The sequence below is a fragment of the Stenotrophomonas sp. BIGb0135 genome, assembly GCF_024810105.1.
Classification (GTDB): domain Bacteria; phylum Pseudomonadota; class Gammaproteobacteria; order Xanthomonadales; family Xanthomonadaceae; genus Stenotrophomonas; species Stenotrophomonas maltophilia_AB.
In genome coordinates this window covers 570,906-589,768 of record NZ_JANUDX010000002.1, presented here as the reverse complement: position 1 = coordinate 589,768, position 18,863 = coordinate 570,906, and the positions used below count along the sequence as shown (strand labels likewise).

Annotated in this window: 21 protein-coding genes; 7 read left to right on the top strand and 14 right to left on the bottom strand. The window is 68.0% G+C overall.

Annotated elements, in window-relative coordinates:
* Positions 1-30 precede the first annotated feature (30 nt).
* Both yhbY and M2421_RS07135 read left to right on the top strand, forming a co-directional pair.
* Entirely contained in the window at positions 31-336 is a 306-nt protein-coding gene (gene yhbY / locus M2421_RS07140; RefSeq protein ID WP_259204588.1) for a ribosome assembly RNA-binding protein YhbY, read from the top strand.
* 14 nt (positions 337-350) lie between these two features.
* Positions 351-725 (top strand): Mth938-like domain-containing protein, encoded by a 375-nt coding sequence (locus tag M2421_RS07135; protein WP_259204580.1) that lies wholly within the window; start codon positions 351-353, stop codon positions 723-725.
* A 97-nt stretch (positions 726-822) separates the two neighbouring features.
* Here M2421_RS07135 and M2421_RS07130 read toward each other — a convergent pair whose 3' ends face one another.
* From M2421_RS07130 to surE, 4 genes are read right to left on the bottom strand one after another with little or no spacing between them, the layout of a single operon-like run.
* A complete protein-coding gene (locus M2421_RS07130) occupies positions 823-1,599 on the bottom strand; it encodes a peptidoglycan DD-metalloendopeptidase family protein (protein ID WP_259204579.1) in 777 nt (258 codons plus the stop codon).
* Positions 1,596-2,210 carry a DedA family protein gene (locus M2421_RS07125; protein ID WP_259204578.1) on the bottom strand — a complete coding sequence of 205 codons (615 nt, stop codon included), beginning with the start codon at positions 2,208-2,210 and terminating at the stop codon, positions 1,596-1,598. The genes M2421_RS07130 and M2421_RS07125 overlap by 4 nt, the downstream gene beginning before the upstream one ends.
* A 19-nt stretch (positions 2,211-2,229) precedes the next feature.
* Complete coding sequence (locus M2421_RS07120; protein WP_259204577.1) at positions 2,230-2,907, bottom strand: protein-L-isoaspartate(D-aspartate) O-methyltransferase; 678 nt, start codon at positions 2,905-2,907, stop codon at positions 2,230-2,232.
* Complete coding sequence (gene surE / locus M2421_RS07115; RefSeq protein WP_259204569.1) at positions 2,904-3,683, bottom strand: 5'/3'-nucleotidase SurE; 780 nt, start codon at positions 3,681-3,683, stop codon at positions 2,904-2,906. The genes M2421_RS07120 and surE overlap by 4 nt, the downstream gene beginning before the upstream one ends.
* Before the next feature lie 187 nt (positions 3,684-3,870).
* On the opposite strand from surE, the gene M2421_RS07110 reads away from it, so the two are divergent.
* Positions 3,871-4,410: a Smr/MutS family protein gene (locus M2421_RS07110; RefSeq protein WP_259204560.1), complete on the top strand. Its 540-nt coding sequence runs from the start codon at positions 3,871-3,873 to the stop codon at positions 4,408-4,410.
* A 747-nt stretch (positions 4,411-5,157) separates the two neighbouring features.
* Here the strand turns inward: M2421_RS07110 and truD are convergent.
* From truD to M2421_RS07070, 8 genes are all read right to left on the bottom strand, one after another.
* On the bottom strand, positions 5,158-6,195 hold the full coding sequence (truD, locus tag M2421_RS07105) for a tRNA pseudouridine(13) synthase TruD (RefSeq protein WP_259204549.1): 1,038 nt from the start codon (positions 6,193-6,195) through the stop codon (positions 5,158-5,160).
* Positions 6,192-6,689: a 2-C-methyl-D-erythritol 2,4-cyclodiphosphate synthase gene (gene ispF, locus M2421_RS07100; protein ID WP_259204539.1), complete on the bottom strand. Its 498-nt coding sequence runs from the start codon at positions 6,687-6,689 to the stop codon at positions 6,192-6,194. The genes truD and ispF overlap by 4 nt, the downstream gene beginning before the upstream one ends.
* A gap of 37 nt (positions 6,690-6,726) precedes the next feature.
* Entirely contained in the window at positions 6,727-7,422 is a 696-nt protein-coding gene (gene ispD, locus M2421_RS07095) for a 2-C-methyl-D-erythritol 4-phosphate cytidylyltransferase (protein WP_259205043.1), read from the bottom strand.
* Complete coding sequence (ftsB, locus tag M2421_RS07090; RefSeq protein ID WP_259204535.1) at positions 7,419-7,769, bottom strand: cell division protein FtsB; 351 nt, start codon at positions 7,767-7,769, stop codon at positions 7,419-7,421. The genes ispD and ftsB overlap by 4 nt, the downstream gene beginning before the upstream one ends.
* 4 nt (positions 7,770-7,773) lie before the next feature.
* Positions 7,774-9,060, bottom strand: a complete 1,287-nt coding sequence (gene eno / locus M2421_RS07085; RefSeq protein WP_259204532.1) for a phosphopyruvate hydratase — start codon at positions 9,058-9,060, stop codon at positions 7,774-7,776.
* A 124-nt stretch (positions 9,061-9,184) separates the two neighbouring features.
* On the bottom strand, positions 9,185-9,538 hold the full coding sequence (locus M2421_RS07080; protein ID WP_259204530.1) for a hypothetical protein: 354 nt from the start codon (positions 9,536-9,538) through the stop codon (positions 9,185-9,187).
* Positions 9,539-9,575: 37 nt separating this feature from the next.
* Positions 9,576-11,234 (bottom strand): CTP synthase, encoded by a 1,659-nt coding sequence (locus tag M2421_RS07075; protein ID WP_259204529.1) that lies wholly within the window; start codon positions 11,232-11,234, stop codon positions 9,576-9,578.
* 381 nt (positions 11,235-11,615) lie between these two features.
* Entirely contained in the window at positions 11,616-11,855 is a 240-nt protein-coding gene (locus tag M2421_RS07070) for a hypothetical protein (protein ID WP_259204526.1), read from the bottom strand.
* Positions 11,856-12,020: 165 nt separating this feature from the next.
* Here M2421_RS07070 and parE point away from each other — a divergent pair, with 165 nt between their 5' ends.
* The gene (gene parE, locus M2421_RS07065) at positions 12,021-13,910 is read left to right on the top strand and encodes a DNA topoisomerase IV subunit B (protein WP_259204524.1); all 1,890 of its coding nucleotides are present in this window, start codon (positions 12,021-12,023) and stop codon (positions 13,908-13,910) included.
* A gap of 234 nt (positions 13,911-14,144) precedes the next feature.
* The gene (locus M2421_RS07060; RefSeq protein ID WP_259204517.1) at positions 14,145-14,696 is read left to right on the top strand and encodes a GNAT family protein; all 552 of its coding nucleotides are present in this window, start codon (positions 14,145-14,147) and stop codon (positions 14,694-14,696) included.
* Positions 14,697-14,826: 130 nt separating this feature from the next.
* Here M2421_RS07060 and M2421_RS07055 read toward each other — a convergent pair whose 3' ends face one another.
* Positions 14,827-15,948, bottom strand: a complete 1,122-nt coding sequence (locus M2421_RS07055; protein WP_259204515.1) for an inorganic phosphate transporter — start codon at positions 15,946-15,948, stop codon at positions 14,827-14,829.
* A 13-nt stretch (positions 15,949-15,961) separates the two neighbouring features.
* Complete coding sequence (locus M2421_RS07050) at positions 15,962-16,588, bottom strand: DUF47 family protein (RefSeq protein WP_259204513.1); 627 nt, start codon at positions 16,586-16,588, stop codon at positions 15,962-15,964.
* Between the two features lie 283 nt (positions 16,589-16,871).
* On the opposite strand from M2421_RS07050, the gene M2421_RS07045 reads away from it, so the two are divergent.
* Complete coding sequence (locus M2421_RS07045; RefSeq protein ID WP_259204511.1) at positions 16,872-18,182, top strand: hemolysin family protein; 1,311 nt, start codon at positions 16,872-16,874, stop codon at positions 18,180-18,182.
* Positions 18,166-18,822 carry an exopolysaccharide biosynthesis protein gene (locus tag M2421_RS07040; protein ID WP_259204509.1) on the top strand — a complete coding sequence of 219 codons (657 nt, stop codon included), beginning with the start codon at positions 18,166-18,168 and terminating at the stop codon, positions 18,820-18,822. The genes M2421_RS07045 and M2421_RS07040 overlap by 17 nt, the downstream gene beginning before the upstream one ends.
* Positions 18,823-18,863: the final 41 nt, after the last annotated feature.

Genomic DNA, 18,863 nt, shown 5'->3' with positions numbered 1-18,863 from the left:
TGATCGCCCCAGTTAACCGCTTGTTCCTGAATGTCTATTGCCCTGACCTCTGCCCAGACCCGCTTCCTCCGCGGCCATGCCCATGATCTGAAAGCCCTGCTGCAGATCGGCGGCAAGGGGGTCACCCCGGCCTTCCTGGCCGAACTGGACGAAGTTCTGGAACGCCACGAGCTGATCAAGGTGAAGGTGGCCGCCGAAGACCGCGATGCCCGCGACGCCATGATCGCCGAGCTTGCCGCCGCCTCCGGGAGCGCCCTGGTGCAGCGCATCGGCCATGTGGCCGTGCTGTACCGCCCCAGCAAGGAACAGCGCCAGATCGTCCTGCCGCGCGGCTGATCCGGGAATCCGAGATGCAACTGAGCCACGAACTGCCCGATTACGCTTACGCGCTGCGCGCTGCCGATGGCCGCACGGCGAAGGTGAATGACCGCACCCTGGCCAGCAGCTTCGTGCTGACCCCGGACACGCTGATCGAAGCCTGGCCGGTGGCCGATATCTCGGCGCTGACCCCGGAACACCTGCAGCCGGTGCTGGCCCTGAACCCCGCGCTGGTAGTGCTGGGTACCGGAGCGACCCAGGTGTTCCCGCCCGCCGCGGTGATGGCCGCCTGCCTCACCCGTGGTATCGGCCTGGAAGTGATGAACAACCCGGCTGCGGCCCGTACCTTCAACATCCTGGCCGGCGAAGGCCGCAAGGTGGCGGCGGCCTTCATCCTGACCGGTTGAAATGCGCTGATTTCGTTCAGAAAAGGCCGCCAATGGCGGCCTTTTTCGTGGGCCGCGCGGGTCCAGCCACCGATGGGTGGCCGCCCCGGCCGATCGGTTACCGCGGCGGCAGGTACAGCAGCGGGTCGACCGGCTTGCCGTTGTAGCGGATCTCGAAGTGCAGCATGTCGCGGGTGGTCCCGGTGCGGCCCATCTCGGCGATCTGCTCGCCCGCCTTCACGCTCTGGCCCTCGTTGACCAGGCGCTTGCGGTTGTGGCCATAGGCCGACAGCCACTGGTCGCTGTGCTTGATGATGATCAACTCGCCGAAGCCGACCAGGCCGGCACCGGAGTACACCACCACGCCCGGGGCCGTGGCCCGCACCGGCTGGCCGCTGCTGCCAGCGATGTCCACGCCCTGCTTGGTCACGTCGGCGCCGACGAACTTGCCGACCAGCGCGCCATCGGCCGGCCAGCGCCAACTGATGTTGCTCTTGATCGCGGTCGTCGGCGACGGCGTGGGCGCCGGCGTGGGCGCGGTGCCTGGACGCGGCGCGGTCACCACCGTGGTGGGCGCGCGACCCGGCGTGGCACCGCCGGGGTACAGCTTCAGCGTCTGCCCCGGGTAGATCGTGTACGGCTCGGCCAGGCCGTTCCAGGCGGCCAGGTCGCGCGGGGTGATGTTGTGGATACGGGCCAGCGCGTAGAGCGTGTCGCCCCGCCGTACCACGGCGGTCTGGCCCGGCTTGGCCACCGAGGTCTGCGGCGTGGTGTGCACGCCGCGGCCGCCCGGCGCCGGTTTCACCACGGTGGCGGTGCCGCACGCACTCAGCATGGCCACGGCCAGCACCAGCGTGCCAGCACGCAACCCCCTGCTCAAACGATCAGCACTCATGCGAACTTCGACCTCCAGACTAGCCAGGCGACCAGCGCCACGACCAGCACGGTCGCGATCCAGCCCAGCGGTTCAATCCAACGCCGCAGCGCAGCTTCCGCGCGCGGGCCACCAATACGGATGACCGCGGCCAGCACGAACACGCGCTTGCCCCGGCCGATCAACATGCTCAGGAAGTACTGCGGCAGCGGCACGCCGACGATACCCGATGCCCAGGTGAAGACCTTCATCGGGATCGGCATGAAGCCGCCCAGCACCAGGAAGGTGAACACCGCCCACGGCGACTCGGCCATCTTGGACTGCACCACCGCGATGCCGCCTTCGATGCTCGGCAGCATCCCCAGCGCGGCGAACACCGGCTTGAGCGCCTCGAAGGCAAAATGCCCCAATGCGTAGCCGACCAGCGCACCGGCCATCGAGCCGGCCAGGCTCAGCGTGGCGAACCACCAGCCGCGCTTGGGCTGGGCCACGCACATCGGCGCCAGCATCACCTCGGGCATCACCGGGAAGATGATCGCCTCGATGAAGCTCAACACCGTCAAATAGGTGGGCGCGCGCTCGTGCGCGGCCCATTTCATCGCTCGCTCGTACAGCGGACCAAAGATCTTCATGACGCCACGCTCCTGTGAATCAATCCAGCATGCCAGACAGCAGCGGCACGAACGTGACCGGCGCCAGCACCTGGTGTTCGATGCTGCCGTCGATGCGGCGGGTCAGTTGCACCAGCGACTGCGCACCCGGCCCACCGACCGGCGCCACCAGCCGCCCGCCGACCGCCAACTGCTCGACCAGCGCATCCACCAGCGCGGGTGCGGCGGCGGTGACGACGATTGCGTCGAACGGGCCATGCTCGGCCCAGCCGACCCGGCCGTCGTCGTGCTTGGTGCGGATATTCATGCCCAGCGCGCGGAAGCGCTTGCGCGCCTGGCGCAGCAGGTCGCCGATGCGTTCGACGGTGTAGACCTCCAGCCCCAGCGCGCCCAGAATGGCGGCCTGGTAACCGGAGCCGGTGCCCACCTCCAGCACGTTCTTCGGCGCCGACTGCAGCACCGCCTCGGTCATGCGCGCCACCACCCAGGGCTGGGAGATGGTCTGCCCGTGGCCGATCGGCAGCGCGGTGTCTTCATACGCGCGCGAGGCCAGTGCCTCGTCGATGAACAGGTGGCGCGGCACCACGCGGATCGCGTTGAGCGTGTCCTCGTCGACGATCCCGGCCTCGCGCAGGCGTTCGACCAGGCGGTCGCGCACGCGCTGGGAGGTCATGCCGATGCCGACCGCTTCAGGTTGCAGGCGCAGACGCTGGCTCATGCCGGTCGGTCCAGCGCAGCCGTCAGGCCACCGACCCAACTGGCCACCTTTTCCAGCGCCTGGTAACGGGTGAGATCGACCTGGATCGGGGTGATGGAGATGTAGCCACTGCGCACTGCGTGGAAATCGGTCCCCGGGCCCGAATCCTGCTCGCGCCCGGCCGGCCCGATCCAGAACACCTCGTTGCCGCGCGGGTCGCGCTGGGCGATGCAGCCTTCGGCGCGGTGACGGTTGCCCAGGCGGGTCACCTCGAAGCCGCGGATCTCGCTCCACGGCAGGTCCGGCACGTTGACGTTGAGGATGGTGTCGGCCGGCAGCGGATCGGCCTTGAGCCGGGTCACGATCTCCACGGCGGCGCGCGCGGCGGTCTCGAAGTTGCGCGGCTCGTGGTTGTGCGTCACCAGCGACATCGCCACCGCCGGCAACCCCAGGAACCGACCTTCCATCGCCGCCGACACGGTGCCGGAGTAGATGACGTCATCGCCCAGGTTGGCCGCGTTGTTGATGCCGGAGACCACGATGTCCGGTTCGTACTCGAGCACGCCGGTGAGTGCCAGGTGCACGCAGTCGGTCGGGGTGCCCGCCACCGAACAGGTGTAGTGGTCGATGCGCTTGAGCCGGATCGGCAGGTCCAGGGTGAGCGAGTTGCTGGCACCGGAGCGGTCGCGATCCGGCGCGAACACCGTCACCTCATGCCCTGCGTCACGCAATACCGAGGCAAGCATCCTGATCCCCGGCGCGTCGACGCCATCGTCGTTGCTGACCAGAATCCGCATCTGCGATTTAACCGCTTGATTTTTCAAGACTTCGATTCCATCACTTTCCAGCGTTGGCGGAGCCGGCGCGGCCCCAGATGGGGCGGGTCGACCGCGCAAGTGCGTCAGCTATTGTGCCGCAAGCGGGCAGATCGGCCTACCCCGGCGACGGTAGGCAGCGGCCGTGCCATGGCAGTAGGCTGTACGCATGTCACATTCTGAAGACGAAGACCCCGCCGCCCTGTTCCGTTCGGCGATCGGTGAGGTCAAGCCGCTGCGCAAGCCGGCGGCCGCGCCGCCGCCCACGCCGAAGCCGAAACCGCGCGCGCGCATGGCCGAACGTGACGACGACGAAGCGCGCGGCGAATTCGCGCGACTGCTGCGCGACAGCGCGCCGCTGGAGGCCGGCGACACCGCCAGCTACCGGCGCGACACCCTGCCGGCGCGGATGTTCCAGCGGCTCAAGCGGGGTCAGTACTCGGTGCAGGACGAGCTGGACCTGCACGGCGCCACGGTAGTGCAGGCGGAAAACCTGCTCCGCCAGTTCCTGCTCGAAGCGCACGCACACGAGTACGGCTGCGTGCGCATCATCCACGGCAAGGGCCTGCAGTCCGATGGCGGCGCGCCGGTGTTGAAGAACCTGGTCGATCGCCTGCTGCGCCAGCGCAACGATGTGCTGGCATTCCATTCGGCGCCAGCCGGGCAAGGCGGCACCGGCGCGGTGCTGGTGCTGCTGAGCAATCGGTAGAGCCGACCGTTGGTCGGCTGCATTCCACTCCGGCACCAAGACGCCACGCACCGCGCGCAGCCGACCAACGGTCGGCTCTACCCGGGTTCGGATCGGGACGCGGATCGGGACGCAGATCGGGTGCGCATCGGGTGCGGACCGGACGCGGATCGGGTTCGGATCGTGCGTGGATCGGACGCGGATCGGGTTCGGATCGTGCGTGGATCGGACGCGGATCGGGTGTGGCTCGGGACGCGCATCTCGCGCGTAGAGCGGACCGTTGGTCGGCTGCATTCCGCTCCGATACCGAGAAGCCACACGCCGCGCGCAGCCGACCAACGGTCGGCTCTACCGGGGTTCGGATCGGGTGCGGGATCGGAGGCGGGATCGGAGGCGGATCGGAGGCAGATCGGGTGTGGATCGGACGTGGCTCGGGACGCGCATCTCGCGCGTAGAGCCGACCGTTGGTCGGCTGCATCCCACCCCGATACCGAGAACCCGCGCGCCGCGCGCAGCCGACCAACGGTCGGCTCTACCCGGGTTCCGATCGCGGATCGGGGTCGGATCGGGGTCGGATCGGGGTCGGATCGGGATCGGATCGGGATCGCATCGGGGTCTGGTCGCATCGGGTGCGGATTGGAGCGCGGATCGGATGTGGCTCGGGACGCGCATTTCGCGCGTAGAGCCGACCGTTGGTCGGCTGCATTCCGCTCCGGCACCAAGACGCCACGCACCGCGCTCGGCCGACCAACGGTCGGCTCTACCGGGTCAGGCGTCGGCCTGGCTGGCGTCCTGCACCGGGCCCAACTCATGCAGCACGGCGGTGGCATAGCAGCCGGGCGGCAGCGCGAAGCTGAGCTCCAGCACGTCCGGCTGCAACCAGGCGTGCTGCAGCATCGCCGGACGCAGGCGCAGCGCGCGGCGCTCCTGCTTCAGGCGCGCGCCTTCCAGCCCGGTGCGCAGGGCACGTGACTGCTCGTCGCTGATCGCCCCCAACTCCAGTGCTGCAGCCGCACCGGTACTGCGCAGCTCGCCCTCGCCCCACAGCGGTCCGCTGGGATGGATGTCGAAGCGCGCCAGGCGATCCGCCAGCAGGTCGGTCCACGGCTCGGGGCCGAACACGCTGCGGCTCCCATCCAGCATCCACACCTCTCCGTCCAGCGGGGTGTCCCAGTTGCCCTGCGCGACGCGCTCGGCCAGCACCTGGTTGAACAGCGCCGAGCGTGCCGCCGACAACAGCAGCGACCGCTGGTCCGGGCGCACGCGTCGGCCGCCGAACATCGCCAGCGCCGCCGGCACGTTGCCGCCGTCGCGCCCGAAGCGCTGTTCGCCGAACCAGTTGGGCAGGCCACGCGCGGCGATCAGCGACACGCGCTCCTCGATGGCCGCCGCGTCTCCGCGCACGTCGCGCAGCACCAGCTTGAAGCGATTGCCGGCCAGCGCACCGCGCTGCAGCTTGCGGTTGTGCCAGGTCGCCTCGACCACCTCGATCTCATCGGATGCCAACAAGGCCGGATCCGGCGCGACGCGCTTGGGCAGGTGCACGCTGAAGCGCTGGGTGGTCACCGCATGGCGGTCCTTCATGCCGGCATAGCTCACTGCCATTTCCGGCAACCCGGCCCACTTCGCCAGCACCTTGGCCACGTGCACGGTGTTGGCGCCGCGCTTGCGGAGAGTCAGCAGCAGGTGCTCGCCCTCGCCGCTCGGCTCGAAGGCCGGCAGTTCATCGACCTGGAAATCCTCCGGGACGCTGCGGATCTTCGCGCTCAGCAGGGGCGCGCCAAACGCCAGCGGCAACGGGATCACAGCGCCACCAGCAGCACGACGGCCTGGGCGGCGATGCCTTCACCGCGCCCGGTGAAGCCCAGCTTCTCCGAGGTGGTGGCCTTGACGCTGACCGCATCCAGCGCGACCCCCAGCAGCGCGGCGATGCGCTCGCGCATGGCCAGCGCATGCGGACCCACTTTGGGCCGCTCGCAGATGACGGTGATATCGGTGTTGCCGACCTGCCAGCCACGCTCGCGCAGCAGGCCGTTGCAATGCGCCAGGAACTGGCTGCTGTCCGCGTCCTTCCAGCGCATGTCCGACGGCGGGAAGTGCTGGCCGATGTCACCCAGCGACAGCGCGCCGAGCATCGCATCGCAGAGCGCGTGCAGGATCACATCGCCATCGCTGTGCGCCAGCACGCCGCGTTCGTGCGCGACGCGCACGCCGCCGAGCATGATGTGGTCGCCCTCGCCGAAGGCGTGGACGTCGTAGCCCTGTCCGATCCGGACCGGGGGAAAAAGAGCGGTGTTCATGACAAGGACCTGCGGTTGTGGCGCCGCGCGCGGAGGGTCATCCGCGGCGCGACAGCTCGAATTCGAATCGGGACAGGTCGGCCGGCGTGGTGACCTTGAAGTTGTCCTCGCTGCCTTCCACCAGCAACGGGCGCAGCCCCTGCCGCTCCATCGCCATGGCGTCGTCGGTCACCTCGATCCCGGCGGCGGCGGCCTCCTGCAGCGCGCGCGCCAACTGGTGGCGACGGAACAGTTGCGGGGTCAGCGCACGCCACAGGCGCGCACGGGGTTCGGTGGCATCGATGCCACCGTCATCGCCGGCCCGCTTGAGGGTGTCGCGTACCGGCGCGGCCAGGATCGCCCCGACCGGGTCGTTGCGCCCTACTTCCAGCAGCCGGCCCAGGTCGGCGGCGGCCAGGTTGGGCCGCGCCGCGTCGTGGACCAGCACGAAATCATCGGCACGCACGCTGTCCGGCAAAGCCTGCAGCCCGGCCAGCACCGACGCGGCGCGAGTGGCGCCGCCGGTGCAGGTCAGGATCGGCTTGTCCGCCAGCGACTGCCAGCCCGGCCAGTCGGTGTCGCCCTCGGCGACCACGACCATCACGCCGGCCACGACCGGGTGCGACAACAGGGCCTCCAACGTGTGCGCCAGCAGCACCCGGTCGCCCGCGACCAGGTACTGCTTGGGGGTCTCTCCGCCGAAGCGGGTGCCGCGACCGGCCGCCGGCACCACCGCCCATACGGTACCCATCAGGGCACCTCCTGGTGCGGTGCATCCGGATCGACCGGCGCCACCGGTGCGCGCGCAGGCGCGACCGGGGCGTCTTCGACCACGCGGTAGAACTTCTCGCCGGGCTTGATCATGCCCAGCTCGCTGCGCGCGCGCTCCTCGATCGCCGCCTGGCCTTCCTTGAGATCCTTGACCTCGGCGGCGAGCGCGTCGTTGCGCTGTTGCAGACCGGCGTTGTCACGCTGCTGGCTGGCGACCTGGGCCTCCAGGGCCATCACTTCCCCTGAATTGCCCGGGCCGAACCAGAAGCGGTACTGCAGCCACGCCAGCAGCAGCGCGAGCAGCAGCAGCATCCAGCGCCAGTTGCGCATGGGATCAGCGCTTCAGCGACACGAACGCGTCGCGACCGGCGTAACGCGCACCGGCACCGAGGGCTTCTTCGATGCGCAGCAGCTGGTTGTACTTGGCCACGCGGTCGCTGCGGCACAGCGAGCCGGTCTTGATCTGGGTGGCGGTGGTGGCCACGGCGATGTCGGCGATGGTGGTGTCTTCGGTTTCGCCCGAACGGTGCGAGACCACGGCCGCGTAGTTGGCGTCGTGCGCCATCGCGATCGCTTCCAGGGTCTCGGTCAGGGTGCCGATCTGGTTGACCTTGATCAGGATGGCGTTGGCGGTGCCCGACGCGATGCCTTCCTTGAAGATCTTCGGGTTGGTCACGAACAGGTCGTCGCCGACCAGCTGCACCTTGCTGCCGATGCGGTCGGTGAGCAGCTTCCAGCCGGCCCAGTCGTTCTCGGCCAGGCCGTCTTCGATGGTGATGATCGGGTACTGGGCAGCCCAGTCGGCCAGGAAGTCGACGAACTGCTCGGAGGTCAGGCGCTTGTTCTCGCCCACCAGGTTGTACTTGCCGTTCTCGTAGAACTCGCTGGAGGCCACGTCCAGGCCCAGCAGCACGTCTTCACCGGCGGTGTAGCCGGCCTTGCCGATCGCCTCCAGGATGGTGTCCAGCGCCTCGACGTTGCTGCGGAAGTCCGGCGCGAAGCCGCCTTCGTCGCCCACGGCGGTGCTCAGGCCATGGCCCTTGAGCACGGACTTGAGCGAATGGAAGATTTCGGTGCCGGCGCGCAGCGCTTCGGAGAACGAGGTGAAACCGACCGGCAGGACCATGAACTCCTGGAAGTCGACGTTGTTGTCGGCATGCGCGCCGCCGTTGATGATGTTCATCATCGGCACCGGCAGGGTCACGTCGCGGCCCTTGGCCAGGTACTGCCACAGCGCCTGCTTGTTGGACGCGGCGGCGGCATGGGCATTGGCCATGGACACGGCCAGCAGCGCGTTGGCGCCCAGCCGGCCCTTGTTCTCGGTGCCGTCCAGGTCGATCAGGCGGCGATCCAGGGCGTCCTGGTCGGCGGCGTCGTAGCCCTTGAGCGCGTTGGCGATGGTGGTGTTGACGTTGGCCACGGCGTTGCGCACGCCCTTGCCCAGGTAACGGGTCTTGTCGCCGTCACGCAGCTCGACCGCTTCCTTGGAGCCGGTCGAGGCGCCGGAGGGAACCGCGGCGCGGCCGAACGAACCGTCCTCGAGGATGACATCGGCTTCCAGCGTGGGATTGCCACGGCTGTCGAGGATTTCACGGGCGTGGATGCTGCGGATCGTGGTCATAGCGGGCCGGTTACCAGTCAGGAAGGGGAGACGCCAAAAAGTAGCGCTGAAAAGCTGCCGCGTGATTATCGCCATCCACCTGCCGCTTGCCAAATCGGCGTGCGGCCTGGCAGGCGGCGCGCGTCTACAACAGCGCAGGAGCGAGCAGCACCGCCAACAGCAGCGCGTCGAGCACCAGCGCGGACACGCCGCCACCGGCCTGGCGGCGCAGGCGCAGGGCCAGCACGCTGGCGATCACGCTGCCCAGCAGGGCGGTCCCGCCCAGCGCCAGGGTGATGTACAGATAGGGCGCGGTGGCCTGCATGGCGTGACTGCCGTCACCGGGCATGCCGACGCTGGCCATCACCAGCACCGTCAGCATGAAGGTGCACACCCAGGCGCCGAAGGACAGCAGCAGTGCGGCCCAGCCCCACGGCCACTGGCGCCAGTGCCGGCGCTGGCGGCGCGCTTCCAGCGCCGCCCACGGGTCCTGGCTCATGCGGGCCGCCCGCGCGGGCGGCCGCGCCATGGCGCGGTCAGGCGCCTGCTTCCAGGGCGCCACCGGCCTTGCGCTCCCGCGCGGCGCGGATGAAGCCGATGAACAGCGGGTGGCCTTCGCGCGGGGTGGACAGGAACTCGGGATGGGCCTGGCAGGCCAGGAACCACGGGTGCTGGTCGCGCGGCAGCTCGATGACTTCCACCAGGGTGTCGTCCATCGACTTGCCGGCGATCACCAGCCCGGCATCTTCCAGCTGGGTGCGGTAGCGGTTGTTGAACTCGTAGCGGTGGCGATGGCGTTCGGAGACCACGTCCTTGCCGTACAGCGCGCGGGCCAGCGTGCCCGGCTTGAGCCGCTGCTCCTGCAGGCCCAGGCGCATGGTGCCGCCGAGGTCGCTCTTGTCGTCGCGCTTCTCCACGTCGCCGGTGGCGGTGCGCCACTCGGTGATCAGGCCGATCACCGGGTTCGGCGACTGGCGGTCGTTCTCGGTGCTGTTGGCCCCGTCCAGCCCGGCCACGTGGCGGGCGAAATCGACCACCGCGGCCTGCATGCCGTAACAGATGCCGAAGTACGGCACGTTCTGCTCACGGGCGAACTGCGAGGTGAGCACCTTGCCTTCGAAACCGCGGTCGCCGAAGCCGCCGGGCACGAGGATGCCGTCGACGTCCTTCAGCGCGCCCATGTCGGTGCCTTCCAGGTCCTGGGCTTCGAGCCACTTCAGGTTGACCCGCGTGCGCTGGCGCAGGCCGCCGTGCTTGAGGGCCTCGCCGACCGACTTGTAGGCGTCCTGGTGGTCCACGTACTTGCCCACCACCGCGATGGTGACCTCGTCCAGCGGGTGCAGGGTGGCATCCACCGCTGCTTCCCACTCGTGCAGGTCGGCCGGGCCGGCCTTGTCGGCGAGCTTGAGCTGGTTGATGACGATTTCGTCCAGGCCCTGCGCGTGCAGGCCCATCGGGATGCGGTACAGCACGTCCACGTCGGGCACGCTGATCACCGCGCGCTCGGACACGTTGGTGAACTGGGCGATCTTGCGACGCTCCGAATCCGGCACGACCTGCTCGGAGCGGCACAGCAGCACGTCCGGCTGGATGCCGATCGAGCGCAGTTCCTTGACCGAGTGCTGGGTCGGCTTGGTCTTCAGTTCGCCGGCGGCGGCGATATACGGCACCAGGGTGAGGTGCATGAACAGGGCCTTCTCCGGCCCACGCTCGGTGCGCACCTGGCGGATCGCCTCCAGGAACGGCAGCGATTCGATGTCGCCGACGGTGCCACCGATCTCCACCAGGGCCACGTCGAAGCCTTCGGTGGCCTCGTCCATGCAGCGGCGGATTTCATCGGTGATGTGCGGGATGACCTGCACGGTGGCGCCCAGGTAGTCGCCGCGGCGCTCCTTGCGGATCACGTTCTCGTAGATGCGGCCGGTGGTGACCGAGTTCTTGCGGCTCAGGCGGGTGCGCACGAAACGCTCGTAGTGGCCCAGGTCCAGGTCGGTCTCGGCGCCGTCGTCGGTGACGTACACCTCGCCGTGCTGGAACGGGCTCATGGTGCCCGGATCGACGTTGATGTACGGGTCGAGCTTCATCATCGTGACGGTCAGGCCACGGGCTTCGAGGATGGCGGCAAGTGACGCGGCGGCAATACCTTTGCCGAGCGAGGACACTACGCCGCCGGTTACGAAGATCAAGGGAGTCATGGCTGGGGGTGTCCTGTCAGGAAGGGGGAAACGACGCCGGCGCGGGGGGCGACGGACGGCGTGAAGGGGAAAACGGGGGCGATCGGGCCGCTGGCTGCGGGCACTACACGCGCCAGGGACGGGATCAGGGGGGCAGCAGGCAGGCCGGTCGGCGAGGTCGGGTTGGCCGTGCCGGTCGCTGAACGGACCGTCACCTTCTGCCTACCCTGCTGGCGATCGCGCACGATCAGGCCAGTCCATTCGCTGATGGATGACACGTACTGCTCCCGGAAAGCGCTAGTTTACAGATTGGAGGCCACAAGCCCAAGCACTGGCGTGCGCCCTTCACAAAAAAAAGACGCCCCGGCAGTGCCGGGGCGTCCATGACGCGGTCGGAAGGGGTCAGCGCTTCTTCCTGGCTTCTTCCTCTTCTTCCTTCTGCGGGGCCTGTTCGCCCCTGGCCTTCATCTCGGCGGTGGCCTGGGCCCGGCGCTTGGCCTTGGCATCGGCCTCGGACTGCGCCTTGTCGGCCTGCTCGCCCTGCTGCGGCGTGGGCTGGCCCTGTCCGGCGTTCTGGGCCATGGCCAGCGGCACGGCCACGACGGCGGCGGCAATGGCGATGACGGTCAGCAACTTCTTCATGGGGTCACTCCTCGCGGTCTCGGCTTGGGATGGGGTTGCCGGGGGGCCCGGTTTCCACCACGCACATTCTATCCAACCCCGGTCGGCCGGCCCCTGAACGTGTGGCGTGCAAAAAAACCGTCCAGACCGCAAACTTCGCCGTCGCTTTGCGCTTTTTGAAGACAGATGAACGCCCGCTATAACGCCGCCGATATTGAAGTCCTGTCCGGCCTGGACCCGGTCAAGCGCCGCCCCGGCATGTACACCGACACCGCGCGCCCGAACCATCTGGCGCAGGAAGTCATCGACAATGCCGTCGACGAAGCCCTGGCCGGGCATGCCCGTACGGTCGAGGTCACCCTGTACAAGGATGGCAGCTGCGAGGTCAGCGATGACGGCCGCGGCATGCCCGTGGACATCCACCCCGAGGAGAAGATCCCCGGTGTCGAACTGATCCTCACCCGCCTGCACGCGGGCGGCAAGTTCAACAACAAGAACTACACCTTCTCCGGCGGCCTGCATGGCGTAGGCGTCAGCGTGGTCAATGCGCTCTCGACCCTGGTCGAGGTGCACATCAAGCGCGACGGCAGCGAACACCGCATCACCTTCCGCAACGGCGACCGCGCCACTCCGCTGGAAGTGGTCGGCAGCGTCGGCAAGAAGAACACCGGCACCCGCGTGCGCTTCTGGGCCGACCCGAAGTACTTCGACACGCCCAAGTACAACCTGCGCGCGCTGCGCCACCTGCTGCGCGCCAAGGCGGTGCTGTGCCCGGGCCTGACCGTGAAGCTTCGCGATGAAGCCACCGACGAGCAGGACACCTGGTACTACGAAGATGGCCTGAGCGACTACCTGAAGGCCGAGCTGGGCGAGCGCGAGATGCTGCCGGCCGACCTGTTCGTGGGTCACCTGAAGAAGGAAAACGAGGTGGTGGACTGGGCCCTGGCCTGGATTCCCGAGGGCGAACTGGTCCAGGAAAGCTACGTCAACCTGATCCCGACGGCCCAGCACGGCACCCACGCCAACGGACTGCGCACCGGCCTGACCGAAGCGCTGCGCGAGTTCTGCGATTTCCGCAACCTGTTGCCGCGCGGGGTCAAGCTGGCCCCGGAAGACGTGTGGGACCGGGTCGCCTTCGTGCTGTCGCTGAAGATGACCGACCCGCAGTTCAGCGGCCAGACCAAGGAGCGCCTGTCCTCGCGCCAGGCCGCCGGTTTCGTCGAAGGTGCCGCGCACGATGCCTTCAGCCTGCTGCTCAACCAGAACGTGGAGATGGGCGAGAAGATCGCCCAGCTGGCCATCGAGCGCGCCAGTGCGCGCCTGAAGACCGAGAAGCTGGTGACCCGCAAGAAGGTCACCCAGGGCCCTGCCCTGCCCGGCAAGCTGGCCGACTGCATCAGCCAGGACCTGTCGCGCACCGAGCTGTTCCTGGTGGAAGGCGACTCGGCCGGCGGCAGCGCCAAGCAGGCCCGCGACAAGGACTTCCAGGCGATCATGCCGCTGCGCGGCAAGATCCTGAACACCTGGGAAGTGTCCTCGGGCAGCGTGCTGGCGTCGGAAGAAGTGCACAACCTGGCGATCGCGATCGGCTGCGACCCGGGCAAGGACGACATCACCGGGCTGCGCTACGGCAAGGTGGTGATCCTGGCCGACGCCGACTCGGACGGCCTGCATATCGCCACGCTGCTGACCGCGCTGTTCCTCAAGCACTTCCCGGCCTTGGTGGATGCTGGCCACGTGTTCGTGGCGATGCCGCCGCTGTTCCGCATCGACGTGGGCAAGCAGGTGTTCTACGCGCTGGATGAAGAAGAAAAGCGCACCATGCTGGACAAGATCGAGCGCGAGAAGATCAAGGGCACCGTGAGCGTGACCCGCTTCAAGGGCCTGGGCGAGATGAATCCGCCGCAGCTGCGCGAGTCGACCATCCATCCCGATACGCGCCGCCTGGTGCAGTTGACGATCGATGATGGCGAGCAGACCCATTCGCTGATGGACATGCTGCTGGCCAAGAAGCGCGCCAGCGACCGCAAGCAGTGGCTGGAGAACAAGGGCGACCTGGCATCGCTTGAAGTCTGAGAGTCGCCTGACCGCTGCAGAGGAGCCCGCCATCCCGGCGGGCTTTTTTTTGGGTTTCCTTCCTGATCGAGGGGCGACTGTCCCAAGGGCCGCAGGGGATCGAGTACGGCGATGCGCGGCTGGACGGGGTGTCGGGATCGGGCGGTGTCGGGATCGGGTCTGTCGCGAGCGTGGGGGGCCCGGCATAATCCCCGGACACGACCGGCCGCGTGCCGGCTGCCGACACGGACCTGCATGTACTTCGATTCGACCCTTCAACTGCGCAGCCCGCGGCTGGTGCTGAGCCCGATCCGGGCCAGCGACGGTGCCGCGCTGTTTGCCATCCAGTCCGACCCGGCGGTGATGCGTTACTGGAACCACCCGGCCTGGACCGACATCCAGCAGGCCTATGCGCAGATCCTCGACGACCTGGCTGCGCAGCGGGCCGGCACCCAGCTCAAACTCGGCATCCGCGAGCATGCCGATGCGCCGTTGCTCGGCATCTGCGTGGTGTTTGCGATCGATGCCGATGCGCGCCGGGCGGAGATCGGCTACCACCTGTCGCCGCTGGCACAGGGCAAGGGCTACATGGGCGAGGCGCTGCGGTGTTTCGTGGACCACCTGTTCGATGATCGCGGGCTACGCCGGCTCGAGGCGGAGATCGATCCGCGCAACGCGCCGTCGGCACGCGTGCTGGAGCGCATCGGATTCCAGCGCGAAGGCCTGCTGCGCGAACGCTGGTGCGTGGGCGGTGAGCTGTCCGATTCGGCGTTGTACGGGTTGCTGGCACGGGAACGCGGGCGCTGAGGGGATAGCGCGGCGCCGCGCTCGGCGGTGGTCACTGGCTCGGGCGCTGGGAGAAGAAACGAAAAACCCGCCTTTCGGCGGGTTTTTCGTTGCAGCCGAGCATGGCCCGGCACCGCCGGTTCGACGCGGCTTACGCCCAGCCGAACAGCTCGAACAGGCGCAGGATCAGATACGCACAACCGCCGGCGGCGGGGATGGTCAGGATCCAGGCCCACACGATGCGTTCGATCACGCCGAACCGCAGCGAACGCGGGTTCTTGGCGTAACCCACGCCCATGATCGCGGTCGAGATGCTGTGCGTGGTCGAAACCGGCATGCCGAAATGCGCGGCCAGGGTGAGGATGGTGGCCGAGCTGGTCTCCGCGGCAAAGCCGTGGATCGGGTGCAGCTTCACCATCTTGTGGCCCAGGGTCTTGATGATCTTCCAGCCGCCGGACGCGGTACCGGCCGCCATCACCACCGCGCAGGTGAGTACGATCCACATCGCGATGCCGTCACCGGCACTGGCCTGCGGATGCATGAAGGCCAGCCAGGACGGCAGGTCGTTCAATGCACCGGTGGCCTCGGCGCCGATCAGGGTCATGGCGATGATGCCCATGGTCTTCTGCGCGTCGTTGTGGCCGTGGGCGAAGCCCATGTAGGCGGCCGACGCGATCTGCGCCTTGCCGAAGAACGCGTTGACGATGCGCGGGCGGGCCAGGCGACCCAGCCAGCCGCCGGCCTTGGCCATGCCGGCGATGATCGCCCACAGCAGCAGCATCACCACGATACCGAGCAGGAAGCCGGCGATCGGCGAGGTGATCATCGGCAGGAACACCTTCCACAGCAGGCCCTTGTTCTGGGCCCAGGTGCCGATCCGTTCGGACCAGATCAGCGCATCCCAGTTGTTGTGGGCCGCGGCCAGGCCGGCGCCGCACAGGCCGCCGATCAGCGCGTGCGAGGACGAGGACGGCAGGCCCTTCCACCAGGTGATCAGGTTCCAGATGATGCCGCCGAGCAGGGCGCACAGGATCACCTGCGGGGTCACGTCGACCACGTTGGTGTTGAGCAGGCCCGAGGCGATGGTCAGCGCGACGGCGGTGCCGGTCAGCGCGCCGATGAGGTTCATGAACGCGGCGAGCATCACCGCCCAGCCGGGCGAGAGCACTTTGGTCGCCACCACGGTGGCGATGGAGTTGGCGGTGTCGTGGAAGCCGTTGATGAACTCGAAGACGAGCGCGGCCAGGATCACCACCAGGACAAGGGTCAGCATGCTGTGGCGTCCGTCAGCTGTTCTTCAGCACGATCTGGTACGCCACCACGCCGGCCTCGCGGCAGCGGTCGATGGCTTTTTCCAGGATCTCGAAGAACTCCTTGAGCAGGAACATCTGCAGGTTGTCCAGGCGGCCGGAGTAGATGTCGCGGTACAGCTCGAGCATCAGCCGGTCAGCTTCGTTTTCCAGCGAACGCAGCTTCTCGTTGAGCGCGGTCATCCGGTCCAGGTTCATGTGGCGCAGGTCACCGACCATCTCCACGACCACGCTGGCGGCCTGCTCGAGCATGGCGGCGCGGGGCGCGAAATCGATGTGTTCCAGGTGCTTGGTCGCCAGCGAGTAGCGGTCGGCGAACTTCTCGACCTGCTTGGGGATCTTGTACAGCGCCGAGCCCAGCGCTTCGATGTCCTCGCGCTCGATCGGGGTCATGAAGCTGTCCACCAGCGCCTGGCTGATCTTGTCCGAGGCGGCGCGCTCGCGCAGGCGGGCCAGCTTGAAGGCGTCCAGCGCCGGCTGGCGGTCAGCCTCGCGCAGCATCGCGTGCAGCGCCTTGGCGCTGTCCTGGGCGGCCTGCGCAGCCTCGTCCAGCAGGGTGTAGAACTGTTTGCCGGAGCCGAAAATGGTCTGCAGAGAGAACATTGAGAAACCTATTCGCCGTCGAGGAAGGACGGCACCGGGCGGAATTATGACGGTTTGATGTCCATTGCGGGTACTCCCCCCTGCCCTTCACATCCCGACGCCCCAGTCTGAACGACTCTGGTTGCCTACCTCCCCCGGCCTTTTGTTAAGATGCGCGGGCACCTTCGGGTGCACTCTATGGAAGACGACCCTTACCCTCCGCCGCTCCGCCGCGCCTGCGCGCCCTCCGGATGCCGCCACCGCTTGAACACGCCCTCCCTGCCACCAACCGGGGACGCCGCCCGTGTTTGAACTGATTATCGTCCTGGCCCTGATCCTGCTCAACGGCTTCTTCGCCATGTCCGAGATGTCGGTCATGACCTCGCGCAAGAGCCGCCTCAAGCAGATGGCCAGCACCAGCAAGCGCGCCGAGCGCGCGCTTGAACTGTCCGAGAAGCCCGAGAGCTTCCTGTCCACCGTCCAGATCGGGATCACCCTGATCGGCGTGCTGACCGGTGTGTTCGGCGGCGAGGCGATCGGCCTGGCCATCGCCACCTGGCTGCACGGCCTGTTCCCCGACTTCGTCTACGCCGCCCAGGTCGGCAAGGCGCTGGCGGTGGCCCTGATCACCTTCCTGACGCTGATCTTCGGCGAACTGGTGCCCAAGCGGCTGGCGATCACCCGCTCGGAAGACATCGCCGGCCTGGTGGCCTGGCCGATGGGCTGGCTGTCCCGGATCGCCTTCCCGGCGGTGTGGCTGCTCTCGCACAGCACCCGGCTGGTGCTGCGGGTGCTGGGCCTGGGCAAGGACGAGGCCGCCTCGGTCACCGAAGAAGAGATCCGCATGCTGGTGGCCGAGAGCCACGAAGCCGGCGTGATCGACGCGCATGAGCGCGACATGATGAACCGGGTGATGCGCCTGGGCGACCGCACCGCCGACAGCCTGATGACCCCGCGCAACCGGATCGCCTGGCTGGACACCGTGGCCGACCCGGAAAAGAACATCGCCACGATGCGCGAGCACGAGTTCTCGCGTTACCCGGTGTACCGCGACAACGACCAGGACATCGTCGGCGTGCTCGAGGTAAAGAGCCTGGTCACGCGGCTGGTGCGCGATGACCACTCGCTGTTCCAGCACCTGCGCGAACCGCTGTACGTGTCCGAGTCGACCCATGCGATGAAGCTGCTGGAGATCTTCCGCGAGGAACAGCAGTCGATGGCGCTGGTGGTGGACGAGTACGGCGAGATCCAGGGCCTGGTGACCATCAGCGACCTGATGGGCGCGGTGGTCGGACGCCTGCAGTCGGTGGAGAACGTGGACGAAGACGCGCTGGTGGTGACGCGCGAGGACGGTTCGTTCCTGGTCGATGGCTCGCTGTCGATCGAAGACCTGCGCGAACTGATGGGCAATGCCGAACTGCCCGATGCCGAGGACGGCGATTACTACACCCTCGCCGGCATGTGCATCCATTATTTCGGGCGCATTCCGCACGCCGGCGAGTATTTCGACTGGGCCGGCTGGCGCATCGAGATCGTCGACCTCGACGGCGCGCGGGTGGACAAGCTGCTGCTGCGCACGCTGTCCGAAGAAGAGACCGATGAACTCACCGGCTGAGCCAACGCCGCCGGAAGACGGCCGGCCCGCGTACCGCAACGAGGGCATCCGCACGCTGCTGGCCATGTTCGATCATGGCGACCCGGAGCACCGCCTGCTGCTGGGCGAGATCCTGCGCGACCTGCAGCAGAGTGCGTTCGGCGTCTTCCTGTTCGTGGCGATCCTGCCGGCGTTCATTCCGATCCCCGGCGTGGGCGGCGCGGTCAGCGGGCCGCTGATCGTGTTGATCGGTGCGCAGATGCTGTTCGGGATGCGCCGCCCGTGGCTGCCGGGTTTCGTGGCCAACCGCGGGCCCAAGCGCGGCACCATGCATCGCTTCCTGGCCCGCATCGACCGGCCGCTGCGACGGCTGGACCGCTTGCTGAAGCCGCGCCTGCCGGCGCTGCTGGTGCCGCGGCCGGCGCATGCGTTCACCGGCCTGTTGCTGATCCTGGTAGCGATGCTGCTGTCGCTGCCGATCCCGTTCACCAATTATCTGTTCGGCTTCCAGCTGCTGCTGTTCGCCCTGGCCCTGCTGGAACGCGACGGCATGCTGATGCTGTTCAACTGGGTCGGCGCGGTGGCCGCGGTGCTGTTCTTCGGCTTCAGTTCCGGCCAGCTGGTGAGCTACACGATGGAGCAGGTCCAGCGCTGGTTCTGAGCGGCCAGGGGGAGCCGACCATCGGTCGGCGCCACCCCGGT

What these genes read in the sequence shown, in the direction of transcription:
- M2421_RS07110 (WP_259204560.1), top strand. Translation starts at nt 3,871, where the DNA reads ATGTCACATTCTGAAGACGAAGACCCCGCCGCCCTGTTCCGTTCGGCG.
- M2421_RS07130 (WP_259204579.1), bottom strand. Translation starts at nt 1,599, where the DNA reads ATGAGTGCTGATCGTTTGAGCAGGGGGTTGCGTGCTGGCACGCTGGTG.
- M2421_RS07040 (WP_259204509.1), top strand. Translation starts at nt 18,166, where the DNA reads ATGAACTCACCGGCTGAGCCAACGCCGCCGGAAGACGGCCGGCCCGCG.
- ftsB (WP_259204535.1), bottom strand. Translation starts at nt 7,769, where the DNA reads ATGCGCAACTGGCGCTGGATGCTGCTGCTGCTCGCGCTGCTGCTGGCG.
- eno (WP_259204532.1), bottom strand. Translation starts at nt 9,060, where the DNA reads ATGACCACGATCCGCAGCATCCACGCCCGTGAAATCCTCGACAGCCGT.
- parE (WP_259204524.1), top strand. Translation starts at nt 12,021, where the DNA reads ATGAACGCCCGCTATAACGCCGCCGATATTGAAGTCCTGTCCGGCCTG.
- M2421_RS07070 (WP_259204526.1), bottom strand. Translation starts at nt 11,855, where the DNA reads ATGAAGAAGTTGCTGACCGTCATCGCCATTGCCGCCGCCGTCGTGGCC.
- M2421_RS07125 (WP_259204578.1), bottom strand. Translation starts at nt 2,210, where the DNA reads ATGAAGATCTTTGGTCCGCTGTACGAGCGAGCGATGAAATGGGCCGCG.
- yhbY (WP_259204588.1), top strand. Translation starts at nt 31, where the DNA reads ATGTCTATTGCCCTGACCTCTGCCCAGACCCGCTTCCTCCGCGGCCAT.
- surE (WP_259204569.1), bottom strand. Translation starts at nt 3,683, where the DNA reads ATGCGGATTCTGGTCAGCAACGACGATGGCGTCGACGCGCCGGGGATC.
- M2421_RS07120 (WP_259204577.1), bottom strand. Translation starts at nt 2,907, where the DNA reads ATGAGCCAGCGTCTGCGCCTGCAACCTGAAGCGGTCGGCATCGGCATG.
- M2421_RS07080 (WP_259204530.1), bottom strand. Translation starts at nt 9,538, where the DNA reads ATGAGCCAGGACCCGTGGGCGGCGCTGGAAGCGCGCCGCCAGCGCCGG.
- ispF (WP_259204539.1), bottom strand. Translation starts at nt 6,689, where the DNA reads ATGAACACCGCTCTTTTTCCCCCGGTCCGGATCGGACAGGGCTACGAC.
- M2421_RS07060 (WP_259204517.1), top strand. Translation starts at nt 14,145, where the DNA reads ATGTACTTCGATTCGACCCTTCAACTGCGCAGCCCGCGGCTGGTGCTG.
- M2421_RS07055 (WP_259204515.1), bottom strand. Translation starts at nt 15,948, where the DNA reads ATGCTGACCCTTGTCCTGGTGGTGATCCTGGCCGCGCTCGTCTTCGAG.
- M2421_RS07135 (WP_259204580.1), top strand. Translation starts at nt 351, where the DNA reads ATGCAACTGAGCCACGAACTGCCCGATTACGCTTACGCGCTGCGCGCT.
- M2421_RS07050 (WP_259204513.1), bottom strand. Translation starts at nt 16,588, where the DNA reads ATGTTCTCTCTGCAGACCATTTTCGGCTCCGGCAAACAGTTCTACACC.
- M2421_RS07075 (WP_259204529.1), bottom strand. Translation starts at nt 11,234, where the DNA reads ATGACTCCCTTGATCTTCGTAACCGGCGGCGTAGTGTCCTCGCTCGGC.